The 16,635-nt window shown below is 39.8% G+C and carries 13 protein-coding genes; 6 read left to right on the forward strand and 7 right to left on the reverse strand.

Annotated features, from left to right (window positions below; genetic code table 11):
- Positions 1-82 precede the first annotated feature (82 nt).
- From OW157_RS00305 to OW157_RS00325, 5 genes are all read left to right on the forward strand, one after another.
- The gene (locus OW157_RS00305) at positions 83-742 is read left to right on the forward strand and encodes an ABC transporter ATP-binding protein (RefSeq protein WP_268751331.1); all 660 of its coding nucleotides are present in this window, start codon (positions 83-85) and stop codon (positions 740-742) included.
- A 1-nt stretch (position 743) separates the two neighbouring features.
- The gene (locus OW157_RS00310) at positions 744-1,523 is read left to right on the forward strand and encodes an ABC transporter permease (RefSeq protein WP_268751332.1); all 780 of its coding nucleotides are present in this window, start codon (positions 744-746) and stop codon (positions 1,521-1,523) included.
- Between the two features lie 83 nt (positions 1,524-1,606).
- Positions 1,607-2,362 carry an acyl-[acyl-carrier-protein] thioesterase gene (locus OW157_RS00315; RefSeq protein ID WP_268751333.1) on the forward strand — a complete coding sequence of 252 codons (756 nt, stop codon included), beginning with the start codon at positions 1,607-1,609 and terminating at the stop codon, positions 2,360-2,362.
- A gap of 6 nt (positions 2,363-2,368) precedes the next feature.
- On the forward strand, positions 2,369-3,304 hold the full coding sequence (gene coaA, locus OW157_RS00320; RefSeq protein WP_268751334.1) for a type I pantothenate kinase: 936 nt from the start codon (positions 2,369-2,371) through the stop codon (positions 3,302-3,304).
- Positions 3,305-3,312: 8 nt separating this feature from the next.
- Positions 3,313-4,464, forward strand: coding sequence for an AI-2E family transporter (locus OW157_RS00325; protein WP_268751335.1), 1,152 nt, complete (start codon positions 3,313-3,315; stop codon positions 4,462-4,464).
- Between the two features lie 205 nt (positions 4,465-4,669).
- On the opposite strand, the gene OW157_RS00330 is transcribed toward OW157_RS00325, so the two are convergent.
- The 6 genes from OW157_RS00330 to OW157_RS00355 all read right to left on the reverse strand — a co-directional run bounded on the left by OW157_RS00330 (position 4,670) and on the right by OW157_RS00355 (position 14,792).
- Positions 4,670-6,469, reverse strand: coding sequence for an ABC transporter ATP-binding protein (locus tag OW157_RS00330; protein ID WP_268751336.1), 1,800 nt, complete (start codon positions 6,467-6,469; stop codon positions 4,670-4,672).
- A complete protein-coding gene (locus tag OW157_RS00335) occupies positions 6,466-8,202 on the reverse strand; it encodes an ABC transporter ATP-binding protein (protein WP_268751337.1) in 1,737 nt (578 codons plus the stop codon). Before OW157_RS00335 ends, OW157_RS00330 begins: the two co-directional genes overlap by 4 nt.
- Positions 8,203-8,424: 222 nt before the next feature.
- The gene (locus OW157_RS00340) at positions 8,425-10,053 is read right to left on the reverse strand and encodes an ABC-F family ATP-binding cassette domain-containing protein (RefSeq protein WP_268751338.1); all 1,629 of its coding nucleotides are present in this window, start codon (positions 10,051-10,053) and stop codon (positions 8,425-8,427) included.
- Positions 10,054-10,158: 105 nt separating this feature from the next.
- Positions 10,159-12,315, reverse strand: coding sequence for an RNA degradosome polyphosphate kinase (locus OW157_RS00345; RefSeq protein ID WP_268751339.1), 2,157 nt, complete (start codon positions 12,313-12,315; stop codon positions 10,159-10,161).
- Between the two features lie 32 nt (positions 12,316-12,347).
- Positions 12,348-13,901 (reverse strand): Ppx/GppA family phosphatase, encoded by a 1,554-nt coding sequence (locus tag OW157_RS00350; protein WP_268751340.1) that lies wholly within the window; start codon positions 13,899-13,901, stop codon positions 12,348-12,350.
- Positions 13,902-13,913: 12 nt separating this feature from the next.
- Positions 13,914-14,792 carry a Cof-type HAD-IIB family hydrolase gene (locus OW157_RS00355; protein ID WP_268751341.1) on the reverse strand — a complete coding sequence of 293 codons (879 nt, stop codon included), beginning with the start codon at positions 14,790-14,792 and terminating at the stop codon, positions 13,914-13,916.
- A 104-nt stretch (positions 14,793-14,896) separates the two neighbouring features.
- Between OW157_RS00355 and OW157_RS00360 the strand changes: the two genes are divergently transcribed.
- Complete coding sequence (locus OW157_RS00360) at positions 14,897-15,574, forward strand: uracil-DNA glycosylase (RefSeq protein ID WP_268751342.1); 678 nt, start codon at positions 14,897-14,899, stop codon at positions 15,572-15,574.
- 93 nt (positions 15,575-15,667) lie between these two features.
- Here the strand turns inward: OW157_RS00360 and OW157_RS00365 are convergent, their stop codons facing one another.
- Positions 15,668-16,612, reverse strand: coding sequence for an alpha/beta fold hydrolase (locus OW157_RS00365; RefSeq protein ID WP_268752760.1), 945 nt, complete (start codon positions 16,610-16,612; stop codon positions 15,668-15,670).
- Positions 16,613-16,635 lie beyond the last annotated feature (23 nt).

Here is a 16,635-nt window from a genome sequence, read left to right on the forward strand (position 1 = left end):
CGCTTAATCATAATAAGGTTAGGGAATTATATTATAATATGTTAGAATAGAATTATTCTAATTTAAGGAAAGGAAGAAAAATATGACAGAGAAGATTATCTTACAATTGAAAGATGCTTGTTTTGCACCTGATGGCGATCCTATCTTAGAAAATATTAATTTAGACATTCCGGTTAACGCTAATATACGGGTCAGTGGGCCATCTGGTTCTGGAAAATCGACTTTACTGAAGATGATGGCAGGATTGATTCCGCTAACTTCAGGTGAACTCTTATTTAGAGGGGAAAACTTCAACAAAATGTCGGCGCAAGAATATCGGCGGCAAGTCTCTTATGTGTCTCAAACACCGCAACTATTTGGAGAAACGATTCGGGATAATTTAGCCTTTCCTGCTCAAATCCGAGAAGATAACTTTGATGAAGATCGGGCCAAACATTTATTGGCCCAAGTCAAGCTTGATTATCTTGATTTAGATCAGAGTATTGAGCATTTATCCGGTGGAGAACGCCAACGTGTCGGTTTAATTCGTCATTTTATGTACGAGCCTGAAATGTGGTTATTGGATGAGATTTCTTCAGCTCTAGATGAAAATTTGCGTACAGAGCTTTGGGAGTGGGTAGTGGCCCATGCTGCTGACAAACATCAAAATTTGATTTGGATTTCTCATATTGAAGAAGAGGGATTAAAGGCCGATTATGAAATTATCTTAGGTCAACATCAAGCAGAATGGCGGGTGAATTAGGATGGAAAACTTAAATGTTTCAATTTTATCCTTAATACTATCTTTTACTATGGTTTTAGTCGCTATGGCGATTTCTCGTAAAGAGAAATTAGATTTAAATAAAGAAATTATGATTGCCATGGTTCGGATGATTATCCAACTGGTGGTTGTTGGTTATGTTCTTACCTATATTTTTGGCTTAAACTCCAAAATAGTGACTGTTTTAGTGATGTTGTTTATGGTCGTAAATGCGGCTTGGAATGCCAGTAAGCGGGCCCAAGCGATTCCTAATGCTTTTAGAATTTCGTTGACTTCTATTATGATGGGTGTCGTTTTATCCTTGATAATTTTAGTGGTCTCTGGTGCTATTGAATTCATTCCTTCTCAACTTATTCCGATTAACGGGATGTTGGTGGGGAATGCGATGTCCGTTATTGGTTTGTCCTTTACTAATTTGAATAACGAATTTAAAAAATCTCAGCAAGAAGTCATGGAAAAACTAGCTCTAGGCGCATCTAATAAGGAGGCTTCTCAAGATATTATCAGACAATCAATCAAAGCTTCCTTGCAACCTACAGTAGATACAGCTAGAACGGTTGGATTAGTGCTCTTGCCAGGGATGATGACTGGGATGATGTTTGCCGGCGTAGTTCCTATGCAAGCCATTATGTATCAGATTTTGATTTATTTTATGATGATGTCAACCTCAACCATTACCGCCTATCTGGCTGTTTACCAAGCCTATCCTTATTTCTATAATGACAATGATCAATTGCAATTTCCTAAGCCACAGAAAAATTAGTCAAGTTTAAGTTTTGCCCTCTGTTAACTTAGTCGTTATGGTGTATAATATGGCTATTAGTGACAGATTTGGAGGAGAGGGCAATGGGAGTTAGATATGAAGAATCACGACAAATAATCGCTAGCCAGTGTGACTTAAATGGTCAGCTACGCTTGGATGCTTTGGTTAACATATTCTTGGCAGTATCTGGGGCGCAAGAAGAAAATATTCCTGCCGTCAAAGACTACATGCAGAGCCATCATTATAATTGGGTAATCACTGAAAATCAAATTGAGATTAACCACCTACCACAAGTTAATGACCAAGTGAGGGTGGTCACCCAAGCCGTGGATTATAACCGCTTTTTCTCATATCGGTCTTATCAGATTATAGGTTCTGATGATCACATTTTAGTGGATGCTTTGACTACTTTTTCATTGATTGATTTAGAAAGTCGGCGAATTATTGGAACGCCTGATGAAATTATTTCAGCCTATTCTATGGAAAACCAAGTGCAAAAACGCCAAAGAGTGCGTCTACCTAAAGTTTTGGACCATGTCGATCAAGAAGATACAGTTAGGGTTCAATACTTGGATATAGATGGCAACCAGCATGTTAACAATGCTGTTTATCTGCGTTGGCTATCTAATAGTTTAGGTAAGGAATGGTTCCAAGACCATCAGATTCAACGTCTAGTTATTAATTATGACAAGGAAGCTTACTTAGGGGACCAAGTCATCTTGACAACTGAGAAAAAACAAGACGGTGATCAGGTGTCTACGCGTCATTTAATTAGTGGCGATCGTGGCCGACATAGTGCGGTTGCGATTGACTGGCAGCTAACTAGTGGGGAAGATTAGATTTTTATGCAAGAAAATAGGGATTATTATGTTATTGAACGTGATGAATGGAATGCTTACTTGACGAATGAGCTTTCTAACCGGCAAGTTACCATCACAGACCAACAGTTAGAGCGAATTACGTCTTTAAACGATGTGCTATCGCGTAAGGATGCCTTTGAGGTTTATAAGCCACTAACTGAATTGGTAGATATTTATAAGCAAAATTATGAAGAACTCACCCGCAAACGTGATCGTTTTTTGGGGATTAGTCGCAAAATGCCACCATTTATTATCGGTATTGCTGGAGGGGTGGCAGTAGGGAAATCAACCGCTGCCCGTTTGTTGAAAATTTTTCTCTCCCAGGTTTATCCCGATTTAAACGTCGATTTAGTGACAACTGATGGCTTTCTCTATTCCACTGAGGAGTTAGAGCGTCGCAACATTCTAAACCGCAAAGGCTTTCCTGAATCCTATAATATGCAGAAGTTGATTTCTTTTTTGAAAGATATCAAGAATAATGTGACTAATATCCAATACCCCACCTATTCCCATGAAGTTTATGATATTATTCCTGGAGAATTACAGGAATTGGTGAATCCAGATATTGTTATTGTTGAGGGCATTAACATTTTACAATTTCCAAGTAATACTAATATCTATGTCTCTGATTTCTTTGACCTGTCAATTTATGTGGATGCTGATGCTGGCTTGATTGAAAAATGGTTCTACCAGCGTTTTGAACTTTTAGTGGACAAGGCTAAAAATAAACCCGACGATTACTACCATCGTTTTAGTAAAATGGATAAGCCGGATGCCATTTATTATGCACATAAGGTTTGGCAAGAGATCAACTTGGTCAACTTAGAGGAGAATATTCTCCCTACCCGTAATAATGCGGATATTGTGATTCACAAAGAAAATAACCATAAAATCAACCAGCTATGGTTGAAAAAATATTAGGAGGTATTATGGCTTCAAAAAAAACACTTAAACAAATTATCGGCATTATCGTATTTGCTGCCGTCTTTTTCTGGGTAATCAATAATTTCGGAATAATCAGACAAGCCTGGCAACAAATTCTTACATTAACCTTACCCTTTATCTTAGGGGCAGGAGCAGCCTTTATTTTGAACTTACCCTTGAAATTATTTGAGAATCAGCTCGTCAAATGGACTGGTAAATATTATAACTGGTATCGTCCTTTAGGGATATTATTTGCTTTTCTGTTAGTCTTTGTACTGATTTCCTTTGTCGTTTTTCTAGTTTTGCCTGATTTACAAGATACGATTTCTTCATTTATTGCGGTAGTGCCTAGTGAAATCAATAAAATGGTCAACTGGATTAATACTTATTTCAGTGAAAATCCGGCTGTATTAGAAGGTTTACAAAATATGAACCTTGATATGGATAGCTTACGAAGCCGCGCCATTCAAACCGCTCAAGCTGTGGCTACGGGCATCTTTGGCTCATTGGTGACGGTTGTATCGGTGGTTGTTTCTTCGGTATTTAACACTTTTATTGCTATTGTTTTTGCTATCTTTATCTTATCAGCCAAGGAAAGCTTAACCCGTCATTTTAAAATGTTAATTTACGCTAGCTTTAATTTAGAATGGGCCAATTATATTGTCGCCGTTGGAAAGAAAGCCAATGAAGTTTTTTCTAACTTTATTAGCGGTCAGGTCACTGAAGCCTTTATCTTAGGGATACTCTTTTACTTGGGAATGTGGCTATTTAACTTTCCCTATCGTTTATCAATTTCAGTCTTAACTGGTGCTTTATCCCTTATTCCAATTTTTGGTGCCATCTTTGGGGGCTTTTTAGGAGCAATCCTTATTTCTGTGATTTCTCTACCCCAAGCGATTTGGTTTGTGGTTTTCACAGTGGTGATTCAGCAAATTGAAGGGAATATCATTTACCCACGGGTAGTTGGTAATAGCGTTGGTTTACCAGGAATTTGGGTCATGTTTGCAGTGACAGTGGGAGGCGGTCTGTTTGGCCTAGTAGGAATGCTACTATCTGTGCCAACTTTATCGTTACTCTATCAATTAACGCGCGATACGGTTAGCTTCAAACTCGCTTATAAAGGTCTAGATGTTCATGCAGATTCAGAAAACTTATAGGTAAGAAATAAGTCAAATTAAAGAGTTATTACTGTCTCCTCCTAAAGTAAAACATGTCTTACTTTAGGGGGAGATTTTGGTCTTATTTATTTAAAAAATCGAACGAAGCAAGCATTTAAAGATTAACAAATATAATTGTAAACAAAAAACACCGGCTACTGTTCTAAAAGTAGCCGGTGTTTTTGCTGGGGCTAATAATAATCTCTTAATAAGACATATGAATATCAGCGGGTTGCTCTTGTTTTTGGAATTGAGAATTATAGAGGTCGGCATAGAAGCCATCTTGGGCCATTAATTGCTCGTGATTACCGTGCTCGATTATATTCCCATTTTGCATCACTAAAATCATGTCTGCATTTTTAATGGTTGATAGACGGTGGGCAATCACAAAACTGGTCCGTCCCTCCATGACATTATCCATAGCACTTTGGATTAATTGCTCCAAACGTGTATCAACGGATGAAGTTGCTTCATCTAAGATTAAAATATCAGGATCAGAGAGAACAGCTCGAGCGATAGTCATTAATTGTTTTTGTCCCAAGGAAATATTGGAGGCTTCTTCATTGATTTCCATATCATAACCACCAGGCAGCGTTTGAATAAAGTGGTGGACATTAGCCACTTGAGCAGCTTCCATCACTTCATAGTCATTGGCCTCTAAGTCACCAAAACGTAAGTTTTCCATGATATTGTCAGTGTAAAGCCAAGCATCTTGTAAAACCATTCCAAAGTGTTTGCGTAATTCAGATCTTGGAATCGTTTTAATATCGACGCCATCCACCTTAATGGCCCCGCTATCTACATCATAGAAACGCATCAAGAGGTTGATTAGGGTGGTCTTACCCGCACCAGTAGGGCCAACTACTGCCACTGTTTCACCAGGATTAACTGAGAAGGAGATATCAGTCATTAATGGGTTTTGAGGATCATAACCAAAACGAACATGGTCAAATTCAACGGCACCGGCAACCTTATCCGGAAGCGTGTTGCTTACTGGCATTTGATATTCTTCTTCCTCGTCCAAGAATTCAAACACCCGTCCCGAAGCAGCAATGGCGGATTGGATAACCCCGGATAACTGGGTGATCATTTGAATCGGTTGGTTGATTTGCCAAACATATTGCACAAAAGCTTGTAAGTTACCAACTGTTAAGCGTCCCGCTAGTACGGCTAAAACACCAACAACAGAGGTCACTGCATAAGCTAAATTAGAAACAAAACCTAAGATGGGCATCATCAAGGATGAAATGAAGCTGGCTTTGAAGCCATGGTCTCGTAAACGTGCGTTTTTGTCGCGGAAGACAGAAACGGATTCCTCTTGTTTACCATAAACCTTAATCTCAGTGAATCCTGATAACTGCTCTTGAGTATAACCAAATAAGTCACCCAAGGCATCTGCTTGTTGTTGAAAAGCGGTTTGCGATTTTTTGAGAATAATTTGGGCCAGAAAATAGGAAATTGGAATAGTCACAATAAGGATTAAGGCTAGTTTCCAGTCCAGGATTAGCATCATAGTAATCGCAAAAGCAATCCCTAAAACCGCATTTAATAATTGAATAAAGGATTGTTGCAGGGCGTTGGTAATGGCATCCACATCATTAGTCATCCGCGCTAAGATATCGCCTGTTTGATGGGCATCAAAATAAGATACAGGAATGCGGGAGGCTTTGTTGGAAATATCATTACGTAAATCATACATGGATTTTTGGACTACATTAGTTAAGGCATACTGCCCGATGAATTGGCCACCATGAAAGCCCATTCCACGTATAAAATAAAGCACACAAACCCAGGCAATATAGGAGTAATTAATTCCAGCACCTGGAACGCCATTCACTATATCTAACACATTGGCTGATAGTTCTGTGATTGCTAAACCTAAGATAACAGGCTCAATGGCTTGAGCAAAGGTTTGCACGATAGTTGCCAGAATAGAGAGTATGAATTGGCCACGATAAACACGTAAATAAGACCATAGCCGTTGGAGTACATCGGTTAATTTCATCGGTTCAATTCCTCCTCACTTAGTTGAGATGCTGCAATTTCATGGTAGAGAGGAGAAGTAGCTAATAGCTCTTTGTGGGTACCTACTGCTGCAATTTCTCCTTCATCTAACACGATAATTTGGTCGGCATGCATAATTGTACCCACCCTTTGCGCCACAATGACGGTAGTGGCATTCTTAGTTTCTTCTTGTAAGGCGCTACGCACTGCTGCATCAGTTTTATAGTCTAGAGCTGAGAATGAATCATCGAAAATATAGATTTCACGCCCACCAATAATTGAACGTGCGATGGATAAACGTTGTTTTTGACCCCCAGATAGGTTGGATCCACCTTCAGCTAAATGGGTTTGATAATGATTTTCTAAGCGGGAAATAAATTCTTGAGCTTGGGAAATAATAGTGGCATGTTCCATGTCTTGTTCATCAGCATCAAATTTACCAAAGCGGAGGTTATCGGAAATATCTCCAGTAAATAATAAGGCTTTTTGTGGGGTATAACCAATTTTGCTACGTAATTCCTTGAGATTGTAATCACGAACATCAACCCCATCCACTAAAATTTGTCCCTTGCTAACATCGTAGAAACGTGGAATCAACTTAACAATAGTTGATTTTCCTGATCCTGTTGATCCAATAAAGGCAACAGTTTCGCCGGCCTTGGTTTTGAAATTGATATTTCGTAAAACTGGTTTATCCGCATCAGGATAGGCAAAGTCGACATCCCGAAATTCTAGGCTACCACTCTCTGGAAAGTCATGAATTTGTTGGTCCGCTGGTTTTTCATTGATAGAAATTTTCGTATCTAAAACTTCTTGCAAACGACCAGCAGAAACTTGGGCCCGCGGATACATCATGAAGATATTAGCGAATAACATTAATGAAAATAGAGCGTGAAAAACATATTCGATAAAGGCAACCACGGTACCAACCTGCATGGTTTGACGCTCAATAAAACCAGCACCAAACCAAATAATGGCAATAATTGCTAGGTTAATCACTACAGAAAAAAGGGCAGGTGTGACCGCCATCCAGCGGAAGAGACTGGTTGACTCTTGTCGGTAGTTATCATTAGCATGGGCGAAACGATTAGCCTGGAAATCTTCCCGGTTAAAGGCACGAATAACTCGTAGTCCAGTAATTGATTCTCTAAGCACTCGGTTGATCCGGTCCAAGTTTTTTTGTTGCCGTTCTGAAATTGGTAGGGTGATACGAGCAATCAGTAACACCACCACAACAATAAGTGGGGCTAGGGGGAGAATCGTGACTCCAAGCTCTATAGAAGTGGTGATAATCATGATAACACTGACAATAATCATCATAGGAGCGGTGAATCCTTGCCTAATAATCATGTCAGTGAACTGAAGTAAAATAAAGGCATCACTAGAGATTCGCGTGGTCAGAGAGGGAACCCCTAACTCTTGGAACTCGTGATGCGATAGATCTTGCATTTTTTCATAGGCATCATTACGCATATTCATGGTCATATTAGCTACAATTTTACTTGATGAATAAGATGTAATAAGTCGACCAACTAAACCAATACTTGCTAAAATTACCATAATAATAAAATAAGGCCATACCGAGCGATTGACATCGCCAAGAATGACATCATCAATAAGCTGAGCTAGTAGGGTCGGCATTCCTAAGGTTACCACTACAAATCCTAGGGTTCCTAATAAGGATAGCAGAAGTAAGCCTTTAAATTCTTTGACATATTGCCAAATATATTTCATAAAAACCTTCCTCTCTATATGATAGTTGCAAATATTATTATAAGCTTGGAAAAATAATCATGCAATAACTTTAGGGATAAAAAAAGGCACCTGTTGGGGGCAGGTGCACGATTTTATGTTCTGTGGGGCCAGAACAGTAACTATTTAGTTACCTATAGTTAGTATTATACTGGGTAATTGTTGATTTTATGTAAATTTTATGTAAATTTTTGTAAATATTACCTAGTTAATATACAAATTGGCTACCCGTTTTTGGACATCATTGTCATTTAGATAGTTACTATAAGTGGTTTCCATCCGATCGACTAAACCATTCGGACTTACATGGATAATGCGGTTAGCGATGGTATCAATAAATTCACGGTCATGAGAACTGAAGAGAACCACTTCTTTGAACTTGATGAGGCCATCATTAAGGCTTGAAATGGATTCCAAGTCTAAGTGGTTGGTTGGGTCATCAAGAATTAACACATTCGCTCCTGAAAGCATCATTTTAGATAGCATACAACGAACTTTTTCTCCTCCAGATAGGACAGAAACATTTTTATTCACATCTTCACCCGTGAAGAGCATCCGTCCTAGGAAACTACGTAAGAAGGTATTGTCTTGTTCTTCAGGTGGGGCATATTGGCGCAACCATTCTAAGATAGACAGATTACTATCTTGGAATTCAGCAGAATTATCCCGGGCCAAATAGGCTTGGCTAGTCGTCACTCCCCATTTGTAGGACCCTGAATCAGCTTCTAATTCACCAGTAATAATTTTAAACAAGGTAGTAGTAGCAATATCGTTACGGCTTAAGAAAGCGACTTTTTCATGTGGACGAATAGTAAAGGTAATATTGTCTAATACCTTCACCCCATCAATGGTTTTGGAAAGATTTTCCACCGTTAAAACATCATTCCCAATTTCTCGGTCAGCGTCAAATCCAACATAAGGGTATTTACGACTAGATGGACGGATATCGTCGAGTTCGATTTTATCTAACATTTTCTTCCGTGAAGTGGCTTGCTTAGACTTAGAAGCGTTGGCTGAGAAACGAGCGATGAAGTCTTGAAGTTCTTTGATTTTTTCTTCTTTCTTAGCGTTGGCGTCTGCTTGGAGTTTAGCCGCTAATTCAGAAGATTGCTTCCAGAAATCATAATTACCGACATATAATTGAATTTTTCCAAAGTCAACATCACAGATATGGGTACAGACCTTATTTAAAAAGTAACGGTCATGAGAGACCACGATAACTGTATTAGGGAAGTCAATCAAGTATTCAGCTAGCCATTCAATCGCTTGCGAATCCAAACCGTTTGTAGGCTCATCCAAAAGTAGAATGTCAGGGTTTCCGAATAAGGCTTGTGCCAGTAAGACTTTTACCTTATCCTTTTCGCGCAGTTCTGACATTTTAGCATAGTGAAGCTCTTCGGTGATATCCAAGCCTTTAAGGAGCTGGGCGGCTTCAGATTCAGCTTCCCAGCCATTGAGTTCCGCAAATTCAGCTTCTAGTTCACCGGCTTTGATTCCATCTTCTTCAGTGAAGGATTCTTTGGCATAAATGGCATCTTTTTCATTTTTGATTTCGTAGAGACGCCGATTCCCCATAATTACTGTGTCCATCACGCTATAGTCTTCAAAACCAAAGTGGTCTTGGCTTAAAACAGATAAGCGTTCGTCAGGATCCTTGCTGACGTTACCACTAGATGGGGCGATTTTTCCGGATAGAATATTTAAAAAGGTCGATTTCCCAGCACCATTGGCACCGATAATACCGTAACAATTTCCTGGGGTAAAGGCGATATTAACATTATCGTAGAGTTTACGATCAGAAAAATGTAAACTTACATCATTGACAGTTAGCATTGAATTCCTCTTTCTGCATCATGCATTATTATACAATAGAGTCATTATGACATGACAACTGCCCTAGAAGCAAGGGCAATTTGCTTTCTAAGGCAGTAAGTTTAACTATTTGCGACGGCGTTGTAAGATTCGATTTTGAATCCGGCTAAACCAGTTTTCAGAATTTTGTTTGGCATGGCGAATGGACGATTTTTCAGCCTCTGCCTTGGCCATAAAGACCATTTGAGCGTTGACTGGTGCCTGATCGTTGGTGACGTAATCATAATTGGAATCTGGTAATTTATAACGAGCCTTCGTATTATCGTCTAGGTAGATTTTGAGAATTTCCTTTAATTCACTGCGGATATTGGCATCGAGAATTGGGAATTCAATCTCTACTCGTTTAATCATATTCCGAGTCATCATATCGGCAGAGGATAGGAAGAGTTTTTCCTCACCATTATTATTGAACCAATAAATCCGGCTATGTTCTAAGAAACGGCCCACAATAGAAATCACACGAATATTGTCACTGAGACCAGGAATACCAGGGTTCAAACAACAAATGCCCCTAATAATGAGGTCAACTTTCACTCCTGCTTGACTGGCTTCATAAAGTTTCTTGATGACAGGTTTTGAAGTCAAGGAGTTCATCTTAGCAATAATGTGACCATTACCATGTTCCTTGTGCTGCTCGATTTCTTGGTCGATATCTTCCATATAAGTATCTCGAATATCAAAAGGTGACACATGAAGATGCTTATAGTGGGGTTGGTCAGAATACCCACTTAAGTAATTGAAGAAATCAGTGGCATCTTGTCCGATAGCTTCGTCAGTCGTGATTACACCCATGTCGGTATAGATACGCGCCGTTTTGTCATTGTAGTTCCCCGTACCTAGGTGAACGTAGCGGGTAAGCTTGCCATTTTTTTGTTTCATGACCATAGCAATTTTTGAGTGGGTTTTGAGGTGGGTTTTTCCATAAATGACATGACACCCAGCTTCTTCTAATACTTTGGCCCATTGGACATTGTTTTCTTCATCAAAACGCGCCTTTAATTCCACTAAAACGGTGACTTGCTTGCCATGTTCAGCAGCAGTTTTAAGCGCATGAATGATAGGCGAATTATTGGACACCCGGTAAAGAGTTTGCTTGATAGCAACCGTGTCAGGGTCATTGGCGGCATCCGCAATAAATTGTACAATCGGTTTAAAGGAATCATAAGGATGGTGGAAAAAGACATCCTTGTGCTCTGACGCCTTAAAGACGTCGCTGCCTTGAAGTTCCCGAGGATAAACGGGAGAAAACTTCTCAAAAACTAGTTCTGGATAATAGGCCTCAACGGCATCACGGGCTGCATTTAAGCCAGTTAGGTCCAGAGGGCCATCGATGAGGTAAAGGTCACGGTCCTCTAAATCTAATTGCCGCATCAAGTAATCGATATCATGGGCTAAACCATCAGTATCTTCGCTACGAATATCTACTTCTAGTCGTACTGCACGTCCATTACGGCGTTTAATTAAGTAATCTTCAATCACCGCTAATAGGTCTTCAGCACCTTCTTCATGAATATCTAGGTCAGCATTACGCGTCACGCGGAAGAAGAAAGAAGAAGTAATGGTGTAACCAGCAAACATACCAGAAATATGATATTGAATAATCTCCTCGACAGGCACCAAGAAGTGTTTATTCTTACATTGGTAGTGGTAGTAACGGTTGACCAATGGCGGAATAGGGACGATGGCAATTTGTTGTTCATCTTCACGTTGTAAATTAACAAAAAGATGAAGTACCTTGTTGTTAAGATTAGGGAAAGGACGGTAGGCATCAACCCCTAGAGGTGTGAGGGTAGGAAACACAGACTCATTATAGAACTGCTTAATATTTTCCTGTTCCTCGTCATGAACTTGATCAATGGAGATAAAGTAAATGCCTTGGTCCCGACATTCAGCAACGACTTGATCATAAAGCTCATATTGGTAAACCACATTTTCCTTGTTTTTCTCAGCGATGGCATCTAATTGTTGGTCAGGTGTCCATTGTTTCTTGCTGTCAACGATATTTTCGCCGAGGTAGTGTTGGTCTTGTAGACCAGCCACACGTACCATCATGAATTCGTCGAGGTTGGAAGAGCCAATGGCCAAGAAGCCTAGACGTTCAAGCAAAGGATTACGCTTGTCAGCAGCTTCTTGCAAGACCCGGTAGTTGAATCCGAGCCAAGACACTTCACGGTTATCATAATATTTGGGGTTATCATAATCTTTTTTTATTTCAGTCGTCACTGAGAACAGTCCTTTCTTTGTTTGGTTTAGGCCTATATGATTTGTTTATAAGATGCTTGGTTAATAAATTCCACAGTAATATCTTCGTCAATAATACGTTCGACGTGTTTCTTTTGACTTTCGGAACGGTGAATTTCAGAAATCAAAGTACCAGTATAGAATATTCGCAAGATTAATTGGTCATTTTTCTTAACGATATCAATGGTTTTGACGATGTTAGAGTGGGAATCATTTAAGCATTCAGAAAATTTTATCAGTCCTCCCATGGCTTGGAGAAGATCACTGTTTTTATCTGAGAACCAGTCCCCAAAATTATGCAAGTAGTCTTTGAATAAGGTTCTATTCTTGTAACTTGCTAAAATGCTCAGTGCCACACGTTCCTTATGAGTAAATCCATTTAAGTTAGAATTGGATAACATATAGTAAGTGTGTTGTGATGCATTACCTGGTTCAATAATATCTCCAATGTAATATAAGTAGGCCCCAAATGCGAGTAGTTCTAACTCATGTTCATTATAATCTAAATAGCCGGCTTCATGGAGGGCATTATACACTTTTTTAGCGTTCATCATCCGCTGTGCCCCATCTGACATTGAGAAGTTATAAGCCCCAGTTAGCCGCTCGACAGTCTGATTGGCAACATGGTCAATATCGAAGGCATCGGGGTATTTATTTTCCATGTATTCATAGAGAATCCCTTCTCGTAAGCCTCGTTGGCTAAAAATAAAGTTTGGTGCTTCCACTATGGCTAAGAGTTCTTGGAAAACAATCACAGCTGGTGTAATAATATCAGCCCGTTCAGAACTTAAGCCATCTAATTTTTTGAGGTCTTTGACACTAGTGCTGGAGAACAAGTCGAAAACTTGGTCCACATCCTCAAGAGACATTTCATAATTGTGGAGGCCAGCTAGGGTATAATCATTTTCCATTTGATGGACCCGGGCAACGTTACGAGCAGAGCCACCGATGGCAATGACGGGTAGGTCTACTCCCTTCATAAAATCATTGTCCTTGAAGGCTTTACGGACAAATTCACGGGTTTTTTCAAGAGCCTTTTTATCGGTATTGTCTCCTTTTTTGAAAAATTTTTCTGTTAATGAGACTGCTCCGAAGTCAAAGGAATGGGAGGCCACAATTTTCTTGTCCTTGAAATAAGTGATTTCAGTAGATCCCCCACCGATATCCACAGAGACACCGTCCCGGTAGGCCATGGAATGGATAATCGCATTAAAGCCATAAAAAGCTTCCATCTCCTCGGGCACAATGTCAATACTGATGTCGGTGGCTACTTTCACTGCTTGCAAAATTTCTTGTTGATTTTTGGACTGGCGAATAGCAGCAGTGGCCTTGGGTATGATGCAATCGGCTTTGAGGATTTCTGATTCTTTAGCGAATGCTTTCATCACATGTACTAAAACATCGATTCCTTCTTGGCTCATGACATTATCATCATCGATATATTGATAAATTCGGGCTGGCATCTTGATGTTTTGAATTTCTTTGAAACTCAAATTATTCTCAATTTGAAAGACCACCAGACGAATCGAGTTAGACCCGATGTCAATTAAACCTATTCTTTCTTTCATGATGCTTCCTTCCTAATCTTGACTACTAAGGTTAAGAGCTTTTTGAATCGCTTTGGCCACACCACCATTGTAATTGGTATCAGTTTCATACTTGGCGCTAGCTTTAACTTCATCTTCAGCATTGCCCATGGCGAAACTGTATCCAGCCACTTCTAACATAGTGATGTCATTGTAGTTATCACCAACAGTTAGGATGTTTTTCGGATTGTAGCCATGTTCACGACAATAGGCAAGGACAGCTTCACCCTTAGTTGCACGTTCATGCGAAATTTCAATGTTACTTGAGAAGGAACTAGTAACATAAATACCTGGCAGTTTGTCATCTAATTCTTGGCCAAAAGCTTTGAGCACTTTTTGGCCTTCGGGATGAAGGAAGGTGATTTTTAAAATTTGTTGGTTTTCTTCTGTAATCAAATCAGCGAGGTTATCACGATAGTCAATAGATTTTACTTCGTTAGATTGGGTGGCCCGCTGTTGGCATTCTTCATAGGAAAGGCCGGGATTGGTTTGGTGAATGAGTTCAGTAATGGCAACAATGCGGTCAGCCTTGGAGCTTGAATAAACATTTTTAGAGGTCATTGCCTCCATATAATAGTTTTTCTCTTCACCAATCCGGATAATTTCCATGGCAACGTCATTAGGTAAACCCACTTCGTATTCGACATTCCCTTCACGGTCGAATAAAATGGCGCCATTAAGGCCAATGATTGGACAACGTAAGCCGGCTTGTTCAAGCAAGAATTTAGCTTCCGTAAAATTACGCCCCGTGCAAACAAGGAAGGGAATTCCTTGGGCATAGGTATCCATAATGGCTTGGATGTTATCAGGATGAACTTGAATATTAGAATCAAGCAAGGTACCATCCATATCAGAAACAATCAGTTCAAGCATGGTCATACTCCTTTATCTTTTAATAAGTAAAGTTTATCATAAGAAGTAAGTATCTCACTAGGGAAACGGATAATTTAATTCTCTGTTTTAGAAAGGAAAGCATTATGGATTTTTTGAAACTGTATTTAAACAAGCAATGGCAAAGCATCTTGGCCCCATTTATAGCTAGTGATGTTTACAAAAACTTAACAAAGCAAGTCGCCCAAGCCTATCAAAATAAAATCGTGTATCCAGCGCCTGAACATATTTTCCGTGCTTTAAACCTAGTCGATTATAAGCAAATAAAGGTGGTTATTCTAGGTCAAGATCCTTATCATGGTCCCAACCAAGCCAATGGGTTAAGCTTTTCCGTGAATCCAGGCGTCAAACTTCCACCTTCCTTGAGAAATATTTATCAGGAATTGGCTGACGACCTCGGAATCGAACGGAATTCGGGCGATCTGACGGATTGGGCTCAACAAGGAGTCTTGTTACTAAACACCACCTTAACGGTGGAAGCCCATCAGGCCAATTCTCATCAAAATTATGGTTGGCAATCATTAACCGATGCGGTATTAGCAGCAGTTAATGAAAAAGAGTCGCCCCTTGTCTTTATCCTTTGGGGCAAGCAGGCGCAAAAGAAGGGCAGATTCCTCGACACTAATAAACATCTCTTACTTCAAGCACCACACCCAAGCCCCTTATCAGCCTACCGTGGTTTTTTTGGCTCCAAGCCTTTCTCTAAAACGAATGCCTTTTTAGAGAGTCTAGGTCTTGAACCAATCGACTGGTCAGCCCAATAGTTGCTTGCATCAGATCTTAGGTAAATTGCTAAAACTCCCCTAGAGTTGAGTACTGTTTTAAGTATTAACTCTAGGGGAGTTTTAATTGTGTAATTAGTTTTTGCGAGCTGTGTTTTTATTTAACTGCCGGTCTAGCCATTCTTTGGTATAGTTGAAAACAATGTCCGTGCCACCATACATATAAATTTCATGGCCACGATTTTCAAAGGTATAGAAGCTAACATCAGCAAACTGATGACGGGCAAAACTTTTAGCTAATTTTGCTGTTTCTTTGCCTTTGTTGACCAAGGGATCATTGCGACCAGTAAAAATCGCTATCGGTAAGTTGGGATCGACAGTACGTAGCCAACCTGGACGAGTGGCTTGGTGAACAATCTTTATCAATTCAGCAAAGCCATTATTAGTAAAGACAAAACCAATCAAGGGCCAATCGACTGTTTGCTCGGGACTAGGTTTCGTCCATAAATTCATTAATTTATTGCTGTTAGTAGAGGTATCAGGTAAACCGGTTTGAAAGAGCTGGCGATGGATGGTGTAATTATAAGTATCAGGCCGAAAATCATTTAAAATTGGCGATAAACCGACCCCTAGAAGCGATAGTGGGGTATAGGCATTAGTGCCGCTGAGTAAGACACCGGCTAATTCTTGACTATAAGTCTGCATATAAATTCGTGTCAGATAAGCCCCCATCGAATGACTTAGCATAAAGTAGGGCAAATCGGGATATTGATTGTGGATTTCAGCATAGACATGATGCATGTCTTCTACTAAGAAATAACTCGCATTATTGCTACCGAAATAGCCTAAACGGTTGTGCTCCTTGGCTAAGGGACCATGGCTAATATGGTCGTGGGCAACAACGAGGTAACCGTTTTTTTGCAGATAATTAGCGATTTTTTCATAACGTTGGGCGTGTTCAGACATACCATGTACAATGTGAACGATAGCTTTGGCATGGGGATTATCCCATAAATAAGTCGGAATATAAGGGCGTTGGGTCATGGCTGACGGGATATGGGTCAGGGTTTGGTAAGTCATAGAATCTCCTCACTAGCATGTTT

It is taken from the genome of Aerococcus kribbianus (assembly GCF_026805545.1).
Classification (GTDB): domain Bacteria; phylum Bacillota; class Bacilli; order Lactobacillales; family Aerococcaceae; genus Aerococcus; species Aerococcus kribbianus.

Bases quoted from the DNA above. Each gene is read 5' to 3' on its own strand.
- coaA (WP_268751334.1), top strand. From the start codon at position 2,369: ATGCAAGAAAATAGGGATTATTATGTTATTGAACGTGATGAATGGAAT.
- OW157_RS00350 (WP_268751340.1), bottom strand. From the start codon at position 13,901: ATGAAAGAAAGAATAGGTTTAATTGACATCGGGTCTAACTCGATTCGT.
- OW157_RS00305 (WP_268751331.1), top strand. From the start codon at position 83: ATGACAGAGAAGATTATCTTACAATTGAAAGATGCTTGTTTTGCACCT.
- OW157_RS00355 (WP_268751341.1), bottom strand. From the start codon at position 14,792: ATGCTTGAACTGATTGTTTCTGATATGGATGGTACCTTGCTTGATTCT.
- OW157_RS00340 (WP_268751338.1), bottom strand. From the start codon at position 10,053: ATGCTAACTGTCAATGATGTAAGTTTACATTTTTCTGATCGTAAACTC.
- OW157_RS00325 (WP_268751335.1), top strand. From the start codon at position 3,313: ATGGCTTCAAAAAAAACACTTAAACAAATTATCGGCATTATCGTATTT.
- OW157_RS00310 (WP_268751332.1), top strand. From the start codon at position 744: ATGGAAAACTTAAATGTTTCAATTTTATCCTTAATACTATCTTTTACT.
- OW157_RS00360 (WP_268751342.1), top strand. From the start codon at position 14,897: ATGGATTTTTTGAAACTGTATTTAAACAAGCAATGGCAAAGCATCTTG.
- OW157_RS00315 (WP_268751333.1), top strand. From the start codon at position 1,607: ATGGGAGTTAGATATGAAGAATCACGACAAATAATCGCTAGCCAGTGT.
- OW157_RS00330 (WP_268751336.1), bottom strand. From the start codon at position 6,469: ATGAAATTAACCGATGTACTCCAACGGCTATGGTCTTATTTACGTGTT.
- OW157_RS00365 (WP_268752760.1), bottom strand. From the start codon at position 16,612: ATGACTTACCAAACCCTGACCCATATCCCGTCAGCCATGACCCAACGC.
- OW157_RS00335 (WP_268751337.1), bottom strand. From the start codon at position 8,202: ATGAAATATATTTGGCAATATGTCAAAGAATTTAAAGGCTTACTTCTG.